16 protein-coding genes and 1 pseudogene are annotated in these 16,719 nt (G+C 62.3%); 14 read left to right on the top strand and 3 right to left on the bottom strand.

Going from position 1 to position 16,719, the window contains the following annotated elements; translation table 11 throughout:
- Positions 1-5: 5 nt before the first annotated feature.
- The 3 genes from PH551_RS24985 to PH551_RS24975 are packed head-to-tail and all read left to right on the top strand — an operon-like array spanning position 6 to position 2,480.
- A complete protein-coding gene (locus PH551_RS24985; RefSeq protein ID WP_085780064.1) occupies positions 6-908 on the top strand; it encodes an ABC transporter permease in 903 nt (300 codons plus the stop codon).
- A complete protein-coding gene (locus PH551_RS24980) occupies positions 895-1,740 on the top strand; it encodes an ABC transporter ATP-binding protein (protein WP_085778125.1) in 846 nt (281 codons plus the stop codon). Before PH551_RS24985 ends, PH551_RS24980 begins: the two co-directional genes overlap by 14 nt.
- Positions 1,737-2,480: an ABC transporter ATP-binding protein gene (locus tag PH551_RS24975; RefSeq protein WP_285195438.1), complete on the top strand. Its 744-nt coding sequence runs from the start codon at positions 1,737-1,739 to the stop codon at positions 2,478-2,480. The genes PH551_RS24980 and PH551_RS24975 overlap by 4 nt, the downstream gene beginning before the upstream one ends.
- Before the next feature lie 22 nt (positions 2,481-2,502).
- Here the strand turns inward: PH551_RS24975 and PH551_RS24970 are convergent, their stop codons facing one another.
- Both PH551_RS24970 and PH551_RS24965 read right to left on the bottom strand, forming a co-directional pair.
- A complete protein-coding gene (locus PH551_RS24970) occupies positions 2,503-3,033 on the bottom strand; it encodes an NADPH-dependent FMN reductase (RefSeq protein WP_285195437.1) in 531 nt (176 codons plus the stop codon).
- A gap of 12 nt (positions 3,034-3,045) precedes the next feature.
- Positions 3,046-4,110 carry a LacI family DNA-binding transcriptional regulator gene (locus PH551_RS24965; RefSeq protein WP_285195436.1) on the bottom strand — a complete coding sequence of 355 codons (1,065 nt, stop codon included), beginning with the start codon at positions 4,108-4,110 and terminating at the stop codon, positions 3,046-3,048.
- Positions 4,111-4,293: 183 nt separating this feature from the next.
- On the opposite strand from PH551_RS24965, the gene PH551_RS24960 reads away from it, so the two are divergent.
- The 6 genes and pseudogenes from PH551_RS24960 to PH551_RS24935 all read left to right on the top strand — a co-directional run bounded on the left by PH551_RS24960 (position 4,294) and on the right by PH551_RS24935 (position 12,046).
- Entirely contained in the window at positions 4,294-6,813 is a 2,520-nt protein-coding gene (locus PH551_RS24960; protein WP_285195435.1) for a hypothetical protein, read from the top strand.
- Between the two features lie 67 nt (positions 6,814-6,880).
- Positions 6,881-8,140: pseudogene (locus PH551_RS24955) on the top strand (ABC transporter substrate-binding protein).
- 11 nt (positions 8,141-8,151) lie between these two features.
- Positions 8,152-9,189: a carbohydrate ABC transporter permease gene (locus tag PH551_RS24950; protein ID WP_285195434.1), complete on the top strand. Its 1,038-nt coding sequence runs from the start codon at positions 8,152-8,154 to the stop codon at positions 9,187-9,189.
- Positions 9,186-10,235, top strand: a complete 1,050-nt coding sequence (locus PH551_RS24945) for a carbohydrate ABC transporter permease (protein ID WP_285195433.1) — start codon at positions 9,186-9,188, stop codon at positions 10,233-10,235. Before PH551_RS24950 ends, PH551_RS24945 begins: the two co-directional genes overlap by 4 nt.
- Positions 10,236-10,253: 18 nt before the next feature.
- On the top strand, positions 10,254-11,333 hold the full coding sequence (locus PH551_RS24940) for an ABC transporter ATP-binding protein (RefSeq protein ID WP_285195432.1): 1,080 nt from the start codon (positions 10,254-10,256) through the stop codon (positions 11,331-11,333).
- Between the two features lie 128 nt (positions 11,334-11,461).
- Positions 11,462-12,046: a hypothetical protein gene (locus PH551_RS24935; RefSeq protein WP_285195431.1), complete on the top strand. Its 585-nt coding sequence runs from the start codon at positions 11,462-11,464 to the stop codon at positions 12,044-12,046.
- Positions 12,047-12,108: 62 nt separating this feature from the next.
- Here PH551_RS24935 and PH551_RS24930 read toward each other — a convergent pair whose 3' ends face one another.
- Complete coding sequence (locus tag PH551_RS24930; protein WP_004673791.1) at positions 12,109-12,291, bottom strand: hypothetical protein; 183 nt, start codon at positions 12,289-12,291, stop codon at positions 12,109-12,111.
- Between the two features lie 375 nt (positions 12,292-12,666).
- Between PH551_RS24930 and PH551_RS24925 the strand changes: the two genes are divergently transcribed.
- The 5 genes from PH551_RS24925 (at position 12,667) to PH551_RS24905 (ending at position 16,684) form a co-directional block, all read left to right on the top strand.
- Positions 12,667-12,876 (top strand): hypothetical protein, encoded by a 210-nt coding sequence (locus PH551_RS24925; RefSeq protein WP_085778133.1) that lies wholly within the window; start codon positions 12,667-12,669, stop codon positions 12,874-12,876.
- Positions 12,877-12,885: 9 nt separating this feature from the next.
- Positions 12,886-13,260 carry a GFA family protein gene (locus PH551_RS24920; RefSeq protein ID WP_085778134.1) on the top strand — a complete coding sequence of 125 codons (375 nt, stop codon included), beginning with the start codon at positions 12,886-12,888 and terminating at the stop codon, positions 13,258-13,260.
- Positions 13,261-13,471: 211 nt separating this feature from the next.
- Positions 13,472-14,764 carry an efflux RND transporter periplasmic adaptor subunit gene (locus PH551_RS24915; RefSeq protein WP_285195430.1) on the top strand — a complete coding sequence of 431 codons (1,293 nt, stop codon included), beginning with the start codon at positions 13,472-13,474 and terminating at the stop codon, positions 14,762-14,764.
- Between the two features lie 11 nt (positions 14,765-14,775).
- Entirely contained in the window at positions 14,776-15,492 is a 717-nt protein-coding gene (locus PH551_RS24910) for an ABC transporter ATP-binding protein (RefSeq protein WP_285195429.1), read from the top strand.
- Positions 15,482-16,684 (top strand): ABC transporter permease, encoded by a 1,203-nt coding sequence (locus PH551_RS24905; protein ID WP_285195428.1) that lies wholly within the window; start codon positions 15,482-15,484, stop codon positions 16,682-16,684. Before PH551_RS24910 ends, PH551_RS24905 begins: the two co-directional genes overlap by 11 nt.
- The last annotated feature ends 35 nt before the right edge of the window (positions 16,685-16,719 follow it).

Genomic DNA, 16,719 nt, shown 5'->3' with positions numbered 1-16,719 from the left:
GCCCGATGAGCAATGTTATCGGCAGCGAGATCCGGATTCGTCCTCCAAGCGTTCCGAGCCGCATGGCGGCGTCGTTTGCGCGGGCCGGCCGCAAACTGGCTGCCGAGCCGCTTGGCCTTGCCGGTTTCGTCATCCTCGGCCTGCTTTGCCTGATAGCGATCTTCGCGCCGCTATTGGCGCCTTACGACCCGGTCATCCAATCGCTCGGTGACGCCCTGCAGCCGCCGAGCCTGGCGCATCCGGCCGGCACGGACGAGTTCGGTCGCGACATTCTGAGCCGCCTGATCTTCGGCACGCGCATCACCATCCAGACGGTGTTGTCGGTATCCCTGATCGTTGGGCCGATCGGACTGCTGATCGGCGTTGTCGCCGGATTCTTCGGCGGCAATACCGATGCGTTCCTGATGCGCGCCACCGATATCGTGCTGTCCTTCCCCTCGCTGATTCTGGCGCTCGCCTTTGCCGCCGCGCTGGGCGCTGGCCTGGGGACGGCAATCATCGCCATCTCGCTCACCGCCTGGCCGCCGATCGCAAGGCTTGCTCGCGCCGAGGCGCTTGTCGTCAGAAATGCCGATTACGTGGTGGCCGCCCGCCTTTACGGCGCTTCGCCGATGCGCATCCTGCTTCTCTATATCGCGCCTATGTGCATTCCATCGGTGATCGTTCGCCTGACCCTCAATATGGCGGGCATCATTCTGACGGCGGCGTCGCTCGGATTTCTCGGGCTTGGCGCCCAGCCGCCGGCGCCGGAATGGGGCGCGATGATTTCCAACGGCCGCAAGTTCATGCTCGATTATTGGTGGGTCGCGGTCATGCCCGGTATCGCCATCCTGCTGACGAGCCTTGCCTTCAACATCGCCGGAGATGCTCTGCGCGACATTCTGGATCCCCGCCATGCAAGATCGTGACCTCCAGCCGGTTCTTTCCGTCAAGTCGCTGAATGTCCGGTTCGGTCGAGGTGCCGTGCCGGCTGTCTCCAATGTCAGTTTCGATGTCGGCCGCGAACGGGTCGGGATCGTCGGAGAATCCGGTTCTGGCAAATCGACGACAGGGCGGGCAATCATGCGTCTTTTGCCGCCGGCCGCGATCGTTTCTGCCGAGCGAATGGATCTCGCCGGCAGTCCGCTGTTGGCAAAAAGCGAGCGCCAGATGGGCGCGCTGCGCGGCAAGGATATCGCGCTGATCATGCAGGATCCGCGCTATTCCTTGAATCCGGTGCTGTCGATCGGCAAGCAGGTCGCCGAGGCCGCGCGCCTTCACCTCGGCCTCAGCGGCAACACCGCGCAGGATGCCGCCCGCGCCATGCTCGAGCGGGTGCGCATCACCGATCCCGAACGGGTGATGGCGCTTTATCCTCACCAGATCTCGGGCGGCATGGGCCAGCGCGTGATGATCGCCATGATGCTGCTGGCGCGGCCGAAGCTCGTGATCGCCGACGAACCGACCTCGGCTCTCGATGTCAGCGTGCGAAAGGATGTGCTGCTCCTGCTCGATGAACTGGTGCGCGAAAACAATTCGGGCCTGCTCCTGATCAGCCATGACATCCGCATGGTCGCAGCCTTCTGCGAGCGCATCATCGTCATGTATGCCGGAAGGATCGTCGAAACGCTGACCAGCCTTGAAGAGGCCCGCCATACCTATACGCGCGGGCTGATCGCGGCGTTGCCTGATCCGAAAAATCCGGTTCGTCGGCTTGCGGTTCTCGATAGGGCAAAACTCGATCTGGAGACGGCGCAATGATCAATGTCCGCGACCTCGATGTCGTCTTTGGCTCCGGCAAATCAAGCAACCATGTCGTCCGGGGCATCAGTTTTCAGGTGAACCAGGGCGAGACGCTCGGCATTGTCGGCGAATCCGGCTGCGGCAAATCGACGGTGCTGCGCTGCCTTGCCGGCATGGAGGCCGGTTGGACCGGTCAGATCGAGCTTCGCGGCAAGCCGATCGGCAAGAAGCGCTCCCGCGAGGAACTGACCTCAGCCCAGATGGTGTTTCAGGATCCCTACGGCTCCTTGCATCCCCGCCACCGCATCGGCACCGCGCTCGCCGAGCCACTGCGCGCCATGCGCCATGCCGACATCTGGTCGAAGGTCGAGAGGGCGTTGATCCAGGTGGGCCTGCCGGCAAGCTTCGCCAACCGTTTTCCGCACGAACTTTCCGGCGGCCAGCGGCAGCGGGTGGCGATCGCCCGCGCCCTGATCCTGTCGCCGCCGATCCTGCTGCTCGACGAGCCGACATCGGCGCTCGACGTTTCCGTCCAGGCCGAAATCCTCAACCTGCTTGCCGACCAGCGCGAGGAGAAGGGACTGACCTATCTGCTCGTCAGCCACGACCTCGCAGTGATCGCCCATATGTGCGACCGGGTGCTGATCATGAAGAACGGCGGTTTCGTCGACGAACTCACAAAGGCGGATCTGCAGGCCGGCACGACGCATGATGCCTATGCGCAGGAGCTATTCGAGGCGAGCTTCATGGAGGCTTGACGGGTCGTTGCGCAAGCGAGCCTCAGGCTGGGCCGCAATAGCGTGCGAAAGCCTCGATGAAACGGCGCATCTCCTCCTGATGCCGGGGCGCGGAAAGATGCTCGGCAATTTCTTCCGGGGAAAGCTTCATCAGATGGAAGCGAAGGAAGAGCTGCCCGTTGAAGCGCTCGCTCAGCGTAGCGAGAACGGTGCGAAGCTGCTGCAGCATCTCATCGCCGCGATGCGACGCGTGCGCAAGCACGATCGGTTTGCCGATCACTTCGTTGCGGGAGACGAGCCAGTCGATGGCGTTCTTCAGCCCGCCGGGGACTGACCTGATATATTCTGGACTCGCCAGGATCAGTCCATCCGCATCCGCGATGGCATTTGCAAGAGCCGCCACTTCGGAAGGAGGCTCGGGAAGTTCGCGATCGGGCGAGAAGACCGGGAGCTCGCCAACACGATCATAGACCGAGAGCGTATGCGCCGGCCCGGCAGCCGACCGGAGAGCATATAGCATGGCCGTATTGATCGAGGCTCTGCGGGCGCTACCGGATATCGCCAGGAATTTCATGATCGGAATACCTCACGCAATTGGCTTGATGTGATCCACGGCAACCGGACGGCGGACGGCTGCGACGCTGCCCCTTTCGACGACATGGCAGGCAAGCTCGACACGGCGGCGCGGCAGGGCAAGGCCGAGCATCATGTCGCGCAAGAGGTCGAGCGCGGTGGCGCCGAGTTCGCGCATCGGAATATGCACCGTCGACAGCGGCGGATTGAGAAAGGCCGATTGCGGCAGGTCGTCTATGCCCATGACGGAGACATCCTGCGGCACGGCATAACCCATCGCCTGCAATCCGCGCACGGCGCCGTTGGCGAGACTGTCGCCCGCCGTCAGAACGGCGGTGAAGAAAAGGCCCTTGTCGCCGACGAGACGGGTGATCGCCTCGGCGCCGAGTTCCGGCAACCAGTCGTCGACCTCGAGCACCAGGTCGGCATCGGCTGTCAGCCCATGATGCTGCAGCGCGTCGCGCCAGCCCTCCAGGCGCCGCTCGATCGTCCGCCGTCCCGGCCGCAGCATGAACAGGATGCGTTGATGCCCGGCCCCGATCAACCGCTCGGCGGCAATGAAGGCGGCCGATCGGTTGCAGGGCGTCACACTCGAAAGCCGCATATAGGGATCGTCGCTGTTGACGAGTACGACGGGCTTCCCGAGATCGGCGGCGGCCGCCAGCATGTCCTCCTCGTCGACCGTCAGAATCAGCATGCCGCCGAAACTTGCATCATGGCGCATCTCGGCGATGACGCGGGTTTCATCGGCCTTGTCGGCGACCGGACGCATCGCCATTTCGATGCCGAGGGCGGACGCGCGCGCGTTCAATCCCTCCAGCACGTGGAGCGTGAACTGGTTGCGGACATAGTCGATCATCGCCGCGCCGGAGGCGACGAGCATGACCTTCTTGCCGGCGACACTCGCCGGCAGCGCATAACTGACAGCGCTCGCCGTTTCCAACACCAGCTTGCGGATCTCGGGCCTGACGCCCTTTTCTCCGGCGAGCGCGCGCGACACCGTGCTGATCGAGACGCCGCAGCGGGCGGCGATGTCGTCGAGGCGTGTGCGCCTGCCTTTTTTCTGCTCCGCAGCCATCACATCTCCTCGCTCTCTTTTGAAGTATGCAAAAATCTTTCAGATTGCGCAAACGGAATGGCTATGCACAATTAACGTGTCAGCGACAGGCGGCAGAGCAGGGAGGCTTTGAAGATGCGGTTTGACGGCAAGTCCATGCGTCGGCGTTTTGCCCGGTGCGTCAAGGTTCAAGCGGGCTGAAGCATGGCTGCCGAAGAATCCTATCTCCGCCGCAAGACCGCGAAACAAAGCCCGATCGTCTACTGGCAGCTCGGCTCTCTCTCGCAGGAGCGCTACGATATTGCCGACCAGCCGATGAAAGGCGACATGGATCCGTTTTTCTTCGTCACCAAGACGAAGAATTTCATTCCACATGAATATCCCTGCCGCACCGAATTCAAGGCATGTTTCGCCGGGCGGCGGCCGCAGCCGGCTGCCGAATTCGAGGCCGTCCGCTGGTGGCTTCCCTTTTCGTCGCCGCGCGTCGATCTCTCCGGCTTCTGGTTTCGTCCGACGCGCATCGGCTGCTGGGCGCGTACCTTCCTCGACGCGCAGTCGGCGGGACCAGCCACGTTGCGCCTGTCGACCTGCGGTGGCGCCGTCCTCTTCGTCAATGGGACCGAGCAGGGCTTCATGGCGCCTTACCAGCGCAATCTGGAAACTCAGCAGATTTTCGAGGTCGAGCTTTCCAAGGGACTCAACGAGATCCGCATCTATTTCGACGATCTCGCCGAACGCGACACCCGCTTCTATTTCCAGCTGGATTATCTCGATGGGCCGGAGGTCGAAACATCAGTGCCTGTTCCCATCGCCGCCGGTGACGCGGACGGGTTGGAGGCAATCCTCGAAGGCATGCGCTTCGACCGCACCGCCTATCTCGGCGAGGACGTGACGATCCTGTTTCCCGCGCCGCTGCCGGTGGCGCTGAGCTGTCATGTCGAGATCGAAGGCGACTTCATGTCGGTCGAGCGCTTCGATTATGAATTCGCGCTGGAAGCGGGGGCGACGAAGCTGGAACTCGGCCCCTCGGCCGATATGCCCGCCGATTTCCGCCATTTCCGCATCACGTTCAAAACAGGCAAACTTTCGCTCGGCCGCACGCTCGGCGTCGAGATCTGCCATCCCCAGCGCCAGGGGCTGGCGCCCGCCGCGCTCGAGGATCGCGTCGCCGAGGCGCTTGCCGAGGTCGCCGCCCATTCCGAGCCTGATACGGTCTGCGCCTTCGCGCGCCTTGCTTTGGGGCAGGGCGGCGAGGAGACCGAGGCGATGATCTCGGCGATGCTGCCTGTTATCGAGGATTGTCATGACTGCGCCGATTTCGTTCTGGTGCCGCTGCTGTTTGCCTACACGCGCTGGAGCGATCTTCTGTCGCAGGATCTGCGGCAGAGAATCGAGCGCGCCGTTCTCAGCTACCGCTACTGGATGGACGAGCCCGGCAACGACGTGCAGTGGTACTTTTCGGAAAATCACGCGCTGCTCTTCCACACCGCCGCCTATCTCGGTGGCAGGCTGTTCCCCGACGCCGTCTTCATCCGTTCCGGCCGCACCGGCGCCGAGCAGATGAGGGTCGGCGAAGATCGCGTCCGGGCCTGGCTCGATCATTTCGAGCGCTGGGAAATGGCCGAGTGGAATTCCGTTCCCTATTTCCCGATCGACCTCAAAGGGCTGACGGCGCTTTCTGCCTGCGCCCCGGATGAAGCTATCCGCAACCGCGCCAATGTCAGCATCGTCCGCCTGATGGAAATTGTCGCCCGTTCGGCCCATCACGGCATGCTGACCGGCAGCCAGGGCCGCTCCTACGAACACACGCTACGCCCTGGCCGCTCCGTAGAGTTGTCGGCGATCGCCCGGCTGCTCTGGGGCCGCGGCTGGTACGGCCGCCGCGTTCACGCGCTGCCGCAGCTTGCCGTCTGCATCCTCGATCACGGCCTGCGTTTTCCGGAAGCGCTCGCGGCCATCGCTGCGCACCAGTCCGACGACGCGCAGGAATGGACATTTTCCCAGGGCGAGAATCGTTTCGCGGCCCTCTATCACTACAAGACGCGCGATACCGCGCTCGGCACCATCGCCCACTACCGCCCCGGCGCCTGGGGCTATCAGGAGACGGTTCTGCATCTGCGTTTGGGCGAGCGGCCGGAAGCGCAGATATGGATCAACCATCCCGGCGAAACCATCCAGTTCGGCTACGGTCGGCCGAGCTTCTGGGGCGGCTGCGGAACGCTGCCGCGCGTCCATCAATATCGTGACCTCGCCATTCTCGATTTCGAAATTCACGACGGCCAGCCAGATTTCACCCATACCTGGTTCCCGCTCGAAGCCTTCGACGAGGCGGCGGTCGGCGGCAACCTGGCGCTTGCCCGTTCCGGCGACGGCCTGGCGATGCTCATCGGCAATGGACCGCTTGAGCCGGTGAAGCACGGTCCGACGACGGATGTCGAGCTGCGTCTCGCCGGCCGCAACGGCCGCTGGATCGTCCGCCTCTCAGATCTCGGGCGCGAAGACAGCCTCGACGGCATGCGGGCGCGTTTCGCCACGCTCGCAGCCCGCCGCGGCAATGAAGGCGCCTTGATCATCGACGACCCGGATTATGGTCAGGTCATCTTCGAAGAGGACGGCACCGTGCGCGCCGAAGGCCGTATTCTCAGGCCGTCGGACTGGTTAGTGCGGGGAGGCGCGGTACATCTTGAGATAGCGGGCAGGCAGCAGCGGCGCGCTGCTTCTTAAAGGACATGTCCGGACAGGTGGAGGACCTGGCCGGATGCAAAAGTTCATCGGTCAAGAGGAGGAGACTATGACCAGAATGAAATCGATCGGCGCGGCCTTTGCTGCGGTTCTCTTGAGTTCCGTTGCCGCCCACGCCGGCGACGTGCGCATCATGTGGTATTCCGACGGCGGCGAAGGCGAGGTGATCAAGGATCTGCTGGCGCGCTTCTCGAAGGCCAATCCCGATGTCAACGTCATCCTCGATGAAGTCTCCTATGACGTAGTCAAGGAACAGCTGCCGGTGCAGCTGGAAGCCGGGAAGGGGCCCGATATCGCCCGCGTCACCAATCTGAAGGCGCAGTCGCAGCACTGGCTCGATCTCCGCCCGCTCCTCGCCGATGCGAAATATTGGGATGAGAATTTCGGCGCCCAGGCTGACTGGATGCGTCCCGACGGCTCGAACGCCATCACTGGCTTCATGACCCAGCTGACGCTCACCGGCGGCTTTGTCAACAAGACGCTGTTCGAGCAGGCCGGCGTCGAAAATCCCGGCCCGAAGGCCACCTGGGACGACTGGGCTGCAGCGGCCAAAAAGGTCGCTGATAGTCAGAAGGTCTTCGCCATGGCGATCGACCGCTCCGGCCACCGCGTCACCGGCCCTAACATCTCCTACGGCGCCAACTATATCGCCGCCGACGGCAAGCCGGCGCCCATCGATCAGGGCGCCAAGGAATTCCTCAGCCGCTTCGTCAAGTGGAACGAGGACGGCACCGTCAACAAGGACGTCTGGGTCAGTGCTGCCGGCAGCACCTATCGCGCTGCCGCCGACGACTTCATCAATGGCGGTCTCGCTTATTATTATTCCGGCAGCTGGCAGGTTTCGGGCTTCGCGCAGTAGATCGGCGACAGTTTCGATTGGGTCATGGCCGGAAGCCCGTGCGGCACGGTGGCCTGCAGCGGCATGCAGGGCGGCGCCGGTCTGGTCGCCGTCAAATACACCAAGAACCCGAAGGACGTCGCCAAGGTGATGGACTACCTGGCAAGCGTCGACGTGCAGAAGGAATTCGCCGAGCGCAGCCTGTTCATCCCGGCGCATAAGGGCGTAGCCGCCGGCCAGGTGGACTTCAAGACCGACAATCCGCATGTGAAGGCGGCGCTGAAGGCCTTCGTTGAATCGGCCAGCCAGACGGCCCCGGCTGCGCTGAAGCTGCCGGGCTGGAAGTGGTCGGACGCCTATTACAGCGCCATCGTTGCCCGCATCAGCCAGGTGATCGCCGGCGAAATGAAGCTCGACGATGCCTATGGCCGCATCGACGAGGACATCAAGGCCAAGGTCGGCGGCAACTGACGGAAGAGCGGATGGCGGAGAAGACGGTTTCTTCCGAACCACCGGCGAAAGCCGGTCTGCGGCAGGCGCTCAGCGCGCCTGTCCGGCTCGTCATGGGGATGATCGACATTCCCATGCGCGCCTGGCAGAAGCTGACGGGGCTGAACGGCATGGCGGGCGTCTTTCTGGCGCCCAACATGGTGATCTTTTCCGTCTTCGTGCTCCTGCCGCTAGTCATCAACTTCATCTATTCGACGACGAGCGGCGGCGCCATCTTCCTGCCGAACAGGACTTATGTCGGCGCTGAGCAGTACCGCATCCTCTTCGATTGCCGCTCCTATCTCGACCCCTCGACTTGTGCTGCCGACACATTCTGGGCCGCCGTGCGCAACACCGCCGTCTTCGTCGTCTTCCAGGTCTCGGCAATGCTGGTCGCGGCACTCGCAACGGCGTTGATCCTCAACCGCGAACTTTCCAATCGCGGCTTCTGGCGCGCCGTCTTCTTCTTTCCGGTGCTGCTGTCGCCCGTGGTCGTCGGCCTGATCTGGAAGTGGATCCTTCAGCGCGAGGGCCTGTTGAACTATGCGCTGAGTCCTTTCGGCTTCGAACCCTTCTCCTGGCTCAGCGATCGTTTCTGGGCCTTCTTCTTCGCCGTCTTTGTTTCGGTCTGGGCGCATATGGGCTTTTATGCGCTGATCCTGCTCGCCGGCCTGCAGGCGATCCCAAGGGATCTCTATGAGGCGGCGGCAATGGACAGGGCAAACCCCACCCGCATCTTCCGGCGCATTACCCTGCCGCTCTTGATGCCGAACCTCATTGTCGTCCTGGTTCTGGCGCTGATCCGCGCCGTGCAGATCTTCGACGAGGTTTTCGTGCTCACCGGCGGCGGGCCCGGCACCAGCACCATGTACATCACCCAGTTCATTTACGAGACCGGCTTTGCCAGTTCGCTGCGCAATCCGGGGCTCGCATCGGCCGCCTCGATCCTGATGGGCATCGTGCTCGTCATCCTGACGCTGGTCCAGCTTGCCGCGAGCAGCCGCAACGAGAAGAAGGGGAAACGTCTATGAGCGCCGTCACCGCGTTCCTGCTTCGCCGCCGCGGCCGCGGCTGGCACTGGACCGACGTCGTCACCTGGATCTGGCTGATCTCAGGCGTCATCCTGATGTTCGGCCCGGCCATCTGGCTGGTCTTCTCCTCGTTCAAGACGCCGGCTGCCCTTGCCGAGTTCCCGCCGTCCGTCCTGCCCTACGTCACCGAGCAGGCCGTGGTGCCGGGTTACGACAAGCCTTTGCCGCTCTATAATGTGACGATGCCGGATGGCAGCACCCGTGTGCTCGCCGAAGTCCGCCGCATCGGCATCATGGGCCAGATGGTCGATCCGAAACAACCGGGCGAAATCGTCAAGATTAATATCAAGGACCGCACGCCGGTGCGTGAGGTCGAATTCGCGGCCAACAATTACACCGAGCCTTTCCAGCGCTTCGACTTCTTCCTGTTCCTGCGCAACTCGGTCTTCGTGACGGCGGTGGCGACGGCCATCACCCTGTTGGTCAATTCGATGGCTGCCTTTGCGCTGTCGAAATACCAGTTTCCCGGCCGCACCGCCGTTATGCTGATGATCCTGGCAACGCTGATGGTGCCGCTCTCGGTCATTGTCGTGCCGCTCTATTCCGTCATTGGCAGCTTGAATCTCTTCGACAGCCTCTGGGGCGTCATCCTGCCGACCGTCGCTACGCCGACGGGCGTCTTCCTGCTCCGCCAATACATGCTGACGATCCCCGATGAACTGATCGACGCCGCGCGCATGGACAAGGCCAGCGAATGGCAGATCTACTGGCGCATCATCCTGCCGCTGTCAGCGCCGGCGCTGGCGGTGCTGGCGATCTTCTCGGTGGTCTGGCGCTGGAACGACTTCCTCTGGCCGCTGATCGTGCTGTCGCGCAAGGAACTCTACACGCTGCAGGTCGGCCTCAACGTCTATGCCGGCGAGCTAAACGTGCAGTGGCACTACATCCTCGCCATGACCGTCGTCTCGATGATCCCGGTTGTGCTGATCTTCGTCTTCCTGCAGCGCTTCATCACGACTGGTATCGCCGGCTCGGGGCTGAAATAATATGAGACAGGAGAGTGCATGAGCGGACTCGAGCTCAGGAACATCGTCAAGAATTTCGGCGCCGTCGAGGTCATCCGCGATGTCTCGCTTGAGGTCAATGACGGCGAGTTCGTCGCTTTCGTCGGTCCGTCCGGGTGTGGAAAATCGACGTTGCTGCGCCTGATCGCCGGACTCGACAAGCCCACAGGCGGCAGCATCGCCATCGACGGCAAGGACGTCACCGCGATCGGTGCGGCCGACCGCGGCCTTGCCATGGTCTTCCAGTCCTATGCGCTCTATCCGCATATGAGCGTGCGCGAAAACCTTGCCTTCGGCTTGGAGAACACCAAGGTGGCCAAGGCCGAGATCGAAGCCCGCATCGCTGATGCCGCCCGGATGCTGGAGATCGAGCCGTTTCTGCAGCGCCGCCCCGGCCAGCTCTCCGGCGGCCAGCGCCAGCGCGTCGCGATCGGCCGCGCCATCGTCCGCCGGCCGGATGCCTTCCTGCTCGATGAGCCACTCTCCAATCTTGACGCCGAGCTCCGGGTGAGCATGCGCGCCGAACTCGCCGCGCTCCACGCTCGCCTGAAGGCGACGATGATCTACGTCACCCATGATCAGGTCGAGGCGATGACGCTCGCAAACCGCATCGTCGTGCTGAGAGGCGGCAGGATCGAGCAGGTGGGAACACCCCTGGAACTCTACAACAAACCCGCCAACCGCTTCGTCGCCGGCTTCATCGGCGCGCCGCACATGAATTTCCTGGAAGCCTCGATCGTCGGTCACGAGGGTGGTTTCGTGCAAGTCGAAACCGTCGGCGGCCATCGCCTTTCCGTCCTTGCCAGGGAGGCGCGCCCCGTGGGCGAGAGGGTCAGCATCGGCATCCGACCTCAACACATCAGCCTCGCCGATTCAGCCGCCGCAGGCAGGCTTGACACGCGGATCACCCTTGTCGAGGAGCTGGGTTCTGAAACCGTCGTTCACACCGAAGCCGCCGGCAAGAAGCTGATCGCCGTCTTTGCGGGCCAGCAAAAGATGAAATCCGGCGACAGCCTGCCGCTGCATTTAGATCCCGAGGTTTTGCACCTCTTCGGTGAGGAAGGCCGGCGTCTGTCTTGAGATCCAAGGATCGTCCGAGCGGCGTGAATGTGCATTCGCTATAAGATTCCAATCATCCTTGACGATGAAACCGTTTTGATAGCAATTCGACTTTAAGTTCCATTTCCTTACCTTTTGCCGGATCGCTAATGACTACACTGAAAAGGGCCAATGTGAAGGAGGGCGAGGCGGACAAAGAAATGCACCGCCAGCTGTGGGAACTTCTCTCTGCGATGTTGGTCACATTTCTTATTGCAGTATTGATGAATGGCTTCTCTTGGGTGCATGCTGAAGGGGCGTGCTATCTGGCATCTAACAGTATATATATTGGAATCTGGCCACCGAATCTTCGGGATGCCAATGTCCTATTAGAGGCCGGCTACCCGGTACTAGATAGCTGCATACTGCTTTCCACGCGCTCCATGATCAGCGCTATCATGTTGATCTATCTTTTCTACCTATTTGTCAGTCAGATATGGGTTAAGGATGCCAGCTATATCCCCAAGCTTATTCCAATATCTATCTTTTTAACCTTGGGGTATCTTTACATAGCCACAAAGGCAATCTCCACCAAACCGGCCAGCCTCTATTCCATTAGTACACACTCCGGTGTTGTCGTGAATCTTATCAAAAGTTACATCGAGATATGCGGACTATATCTTGGTTTCGCGTTATTCGTTCAACGGATGTTTGCATTGCTTCGTCTTAAACACAACGCGGGTAGGGCGGGGTGACCGCATCGAAAAAGCCCGCGCCGGAATGGAGGGCGCGGGCCGAGTGTCATGTCATGACAGCTTTAGTGGCTGTTCTTGTGGCTTTGTTGACCAGCCTTTACATGCTGCTCATGGCTGCCGCCGCGGGTTCCGCTGGACTGCGCGTCGCGGCCGCCTGAAGAGGCGCTGCGGGTATTGGAGTCATTCTTGTGACTCTGCTGCCCAGCCTTGACGTGCTGTTCATGGGTTCCACCTTGGTTTGCCATTTGGTTTCTCCTTGGTTTTGAACTGAGGCCACGTCGACCTCGTCTTGACAACCTCGCCCCGGCGCATGCGTTCCGCATTTTAACATTTCGTGATCTCGCCGGAATGAGGATGAGGTAGCGGACCGGGCGGGTAGGGAGCTCGCCTGCCAGTTCGTTGGCCATCGGGAGAAAGCGGAAAAATCCCGATGTTCTCCAGCGCCGCCGCGTCCGCGTGGCGCGGCCCGCAGCCTCGCTTCGAAAACCGTCTCTCGGCAAAAAGGTTCCAGGAAAATCAGCCGCATCCGCTTCGGTTGATGGCCCTGCCGAGGCCGCTCGAGTCTTTTCAAATAGATGGGCCGCTCTAACTTACAGGGAAGCTGATGAAAGGAGAAAACCATGACCGACGCACCGAAAACGGCGACCCCGGCGCGAAGAGTGTTGCGTGGCCGCCCCTACAGCATGAGCGAATTTGCCAGAAAATACCGGTTGGACGACAAGGAGGCCAAGCGCCTCTATGACAAATTTGGCCCCTCAGCCACGGAACTCGATCTGCTGATGGCGGCAAAGCGCCGTCCGCCGGGCCTCCCAACCAAGCTCGACTCCTGACGGCCGTCAATGAGGATCAGAACGGGAAGCTGCCTTTGCGGAGCGGTCGCCTACCGAGTGGAAGGCGAGCCGCTTCGCGTCGGCCTCTGCCACTGCGCTGATTGCCGCAAATCGAGTGGTTCCGCCTTCGTGTTCTTTGCGCTCTGGCCCCGACCGGCATTTTCCCATAGCGGCGAGATAGCCACATTCGCCGGCCGCAGCTTTTGCCCCGCCTGCGGCAGCAGGCTCTTCTGCCTTCAGGAGGCGACGGTGGAAATCCGCCTCGGCTCTCTCGACGGTCCGCCGACGGATCTTGAGCCGAACCATGAAGTGTGGATCAAGCGGCGCGAAGCCTGGCTGCATCCGCTGCCGGGTGCCGGGCAATTTACCGAGGATCCCGATTAACGGTGGGCAATTTCTGCCTGTCGGGAGCGCGAAACGCTGGGGATTTTTGCGCTATAGGCTCCGCGGTCTGAAACTTGAGGTTTCTTACCAATATTTCATTTCACCTGTTCGCAATTCCGTGCCAGTTCGGCGGCAACGCTAATTCCCGGTTCATCTGCGGTGTGATTATTTCATTGCAGGCCGATGCGGCCACTGACTGATCGAGGATGACATGAACAAAATCGTAAGCGGCGAAGAAGCCGGAGCAAAGGCCGGCGGGACGCCCGACCTCGCTGCGGTACTTGCCGCGACGGCAAGGCAGAACAAGCGGGGCCGCTGGCGCGGTCGTTTGCTGGTTCTGCTGATCATCCTCGTTGCCGCCGCAGCTGCCGCCTATTTCTATGTCGGCCGGGGGCAAAGCGAGGTGAGCTACACCACGCAGCCGGCAAAGCGCGGCGACCTGACGGTGCTTGTCACCGCCACCGGTTCGGTGCAGCCGACCGAGCAAGTTGACATCTCGAGCGAACTTTCCGGCACCGTCCGTGACGTCAACGTCGACTATAACAGCACGATCAAGGCGGGCGACGTGCTGGCGCTGCTCGATACCAACAAGCTTGAGGCGGATGTGAAGAGCTCGCGCGCCAAAGTCAATTCGGCCAAGGCGAACGTCGCCAAGGCCAATGCCGATCTCGAATCGGCGAGCACCTCGCTCGAGCGGCTGAAGAGCCTGGTCAGGAGCAATGTCTCCACACAGCAGAGCCTCGACGACGCCACCTACAAATATGATTCCGCCGTCGCTGCCAAACAGATCAACGAAGCCGAGGTGCTGGCCGCGGAGGCCGATCTGCAGCTTGCCGAGGTCAATCTCGCCAAGGCAAAAATCGTCTCGCCGATCGACGGCGTGATCCTCACCCGTTCCGTCAATCCGGGCGCCACCGTCGCCGCCTCGCTTTCGGCGCCCATTCTCTTCACCATCGCCGGCGATCTGAAGAAGATGGAGCTGCAGGTCGATGTCGACGAGGCCGACGTCGGCAAGATCGCCGTCGGCCAGAAGGCGAAGTTTACCGTCGATGCCTATCCCGACCGGTCGTTCCCTGCCGAGATCGAGCAGATCCGCTTCGCCTCCGAAGTGGTCAACAATGTGGTGACCTATAAGGCGGTCCTTTCGGTCGATAATGCCGATCTGCTGCTGCGCCCCGGGATGACGGCGACCGCCGATATCACCGTCGAGGCCGTTAAAGATACGCTGATGGTGCCGAATGCCGCATTGCGTTATGCCCCGCCGCAGGCGGAACGGCGCGGCCGCGGCATTCTCGGGATCTTCGGGCCGCCACGCCGGCGCGGCGGCGATTCCGGCCAGGCGCTGACGGGAGCGCAGCGCCGCGTCTGGGTGTTGCGCAACGGCCGCGCCACGCCCGTCGTCATCCAGGCCGGGTCGTCCGATGGCCAGTTTACCCAGGTGGTATCGGGCGAACTCAAGGAAGATGACGCCCTGGTGACCGACGCCACGGTGCGGACGAACTAGGCGGAGAGACGATGACAATGCCGCCGCTCATCGAGTTCAGGAAGGTCTCGAAAATCTACGGCGAGGGTGAGGCGGCGATCCGCGCGCTCGACCATGTCGATCTGGCGATCGATGCCCATGAATTCGTCGCGATCATGGGGCCGTCAGGCTCCGGAAAGTCGACGGCGATGAACATTCTCGGCTGTCTCGACGTGCCGACATCGGGCGATTACATCTTCCAGGGCATCCCGACCAGCGGCTTCGACCGCAGCCAGCTGACGCTGTTGCGCCGCCACATGCTGGGCTTCGTCTTCCAGGGCTTCAACCTTCTGTCGCGTACCTCGGCGGTCGAGAATGTCGAACTGCCGCTGATCTATCGCGGCATGGCAGTGCGCGAACGGCGCGAACGGGCGCGCGAGGCACTGGCGCTGGTCGGCCTCTCCGGCCGCGACCATCACAAGACGCAGGAACTGTCGGGCGGCCAGCAGCAGCGCGTCGCCATCGCCCGCGCCATCGTCACCGAGCCGGCACTGCTGCTGGCCGACGAACCAACGGGCAATCTCGACACCAAAACCAGCGTCGAGATCATGGATCTGATGACGCGGCTGAACCGCGAGCAGGGCATCACTATAGTCATGGTCACGCACGAGCCCGATATCGCCGCCTATGCCGGGCGGCTGCTGCGCTTCGTCGACGGCAAGCTGGAGACGGAGCTGGAGCATCGCAGGAGAGCGGATCATGTTCTTTGAAACGCTGAAGCTCGCGCTGCGCGCCATCAGCCGCAACATGCTGCGTTCGTTCCTCACCGTTCTCGGCGTCGTCATTGGCGTTGCTGCCGTCATCGCGCTGGTGACGATCGGCAACGGCACGACCGCCCAGGTCTCGACGGAACTGTCGCGGCTCGGCACCAACATGCTGTTCGTCCGTCCGGGCCAGTTCGGCCCCGGCCGGGCGAGTTCCGAGGCGAAACGCTTCAGCGTCAAGGATGTCGCCGCGATCCGCGAGCAGATTGGCGGCTTGAGGGCGGTGGCGCCGCTCAACCAGTCGACGGCAACGGTGATTTTTGGCGGCCAGAACCATTCGACCAGCGTCTCCGGCACCACCAACGATTATTTCGTCGCGCAGGACTGGAACCTCGCGCTCGGCCGCAATTTCACCCCCGCCGAGGAGCGCGGCCAGTCCCGCTGCATCATCGGCGAGACGGTCCGCTCGCAGCTCTTCGGCGCCGCCGATCCGCTCGGCCAGCAAATTCGCGTCGGCAAGGTTTCCTGCCCGGTCATCGGGGTGCTCGCCAGGCGCGGCCAGTCCGGCATGGGCACCGACCAGGACGACGTGGTCATCATGCCGGTCAAGGTGTTCCAGCGGCGCATCAGCGGCAACAGCAACGTGCCGCAGATCATCATCTCGGCGCGCGATGGCGTGTCCACGGCCAAGGTGCAGGCCGATGTCGAAAATCTACTGCGCGAGCGCCGCAAGATCATTCCCGGCCGGCAGGACGATTTCAACGTCAACGACATGACCCAGATCGCCGAGGCGATGACCGGCACGACGACGCTGCTCACCGGCCTGCTTGGCGCCGTCGCCGCCATCAGCCTGCTGGTCGGCGGCATCGGCATCATGAACATCATGCTCGTCTCTGTCACCGAGCGAACCCGCGAAATCGGCATCCGCCTGGCGATCGGCGCCCTGGAAACCCAAGTGCTCACCCAGTTCCTCGTCGAGGCGGTGGCGCTGTCGCTCTTCGGTGGCATCACCGGCATCGTGCTCGGCGTTAGCCTCGGTCTGGTGGCGGTCACCCTCCTGAAAGTCCCCTTCGTCTTCAGCCCGATGATGGTCGCCGTCGCCTTCCTCTTCTCCGCCGCAATCGGCATGATCTTCGGCTATTTCCCGGCAAGAAGGGCAGCGCAGCTCAATCCGATCGAGGCGCTGCGGCACGAGTGAAAAGGTCGGCGCGATCGAATTGCGCTGCAGCTTTA

The sequence above is a fragment of the Rhizobium atlanticum genome, from assembly GCF_030182485.1.
Lineage (GTDB): Bacteria > Pseudomonadota > Alphaproteobacteria > Rhizobiales > Rhizobiaceae > Rhizobium.
Note: the sequence above shows the minus strand (reverse complement) of the source record. Positions and strands in the feature narration are given on the sequence as shown.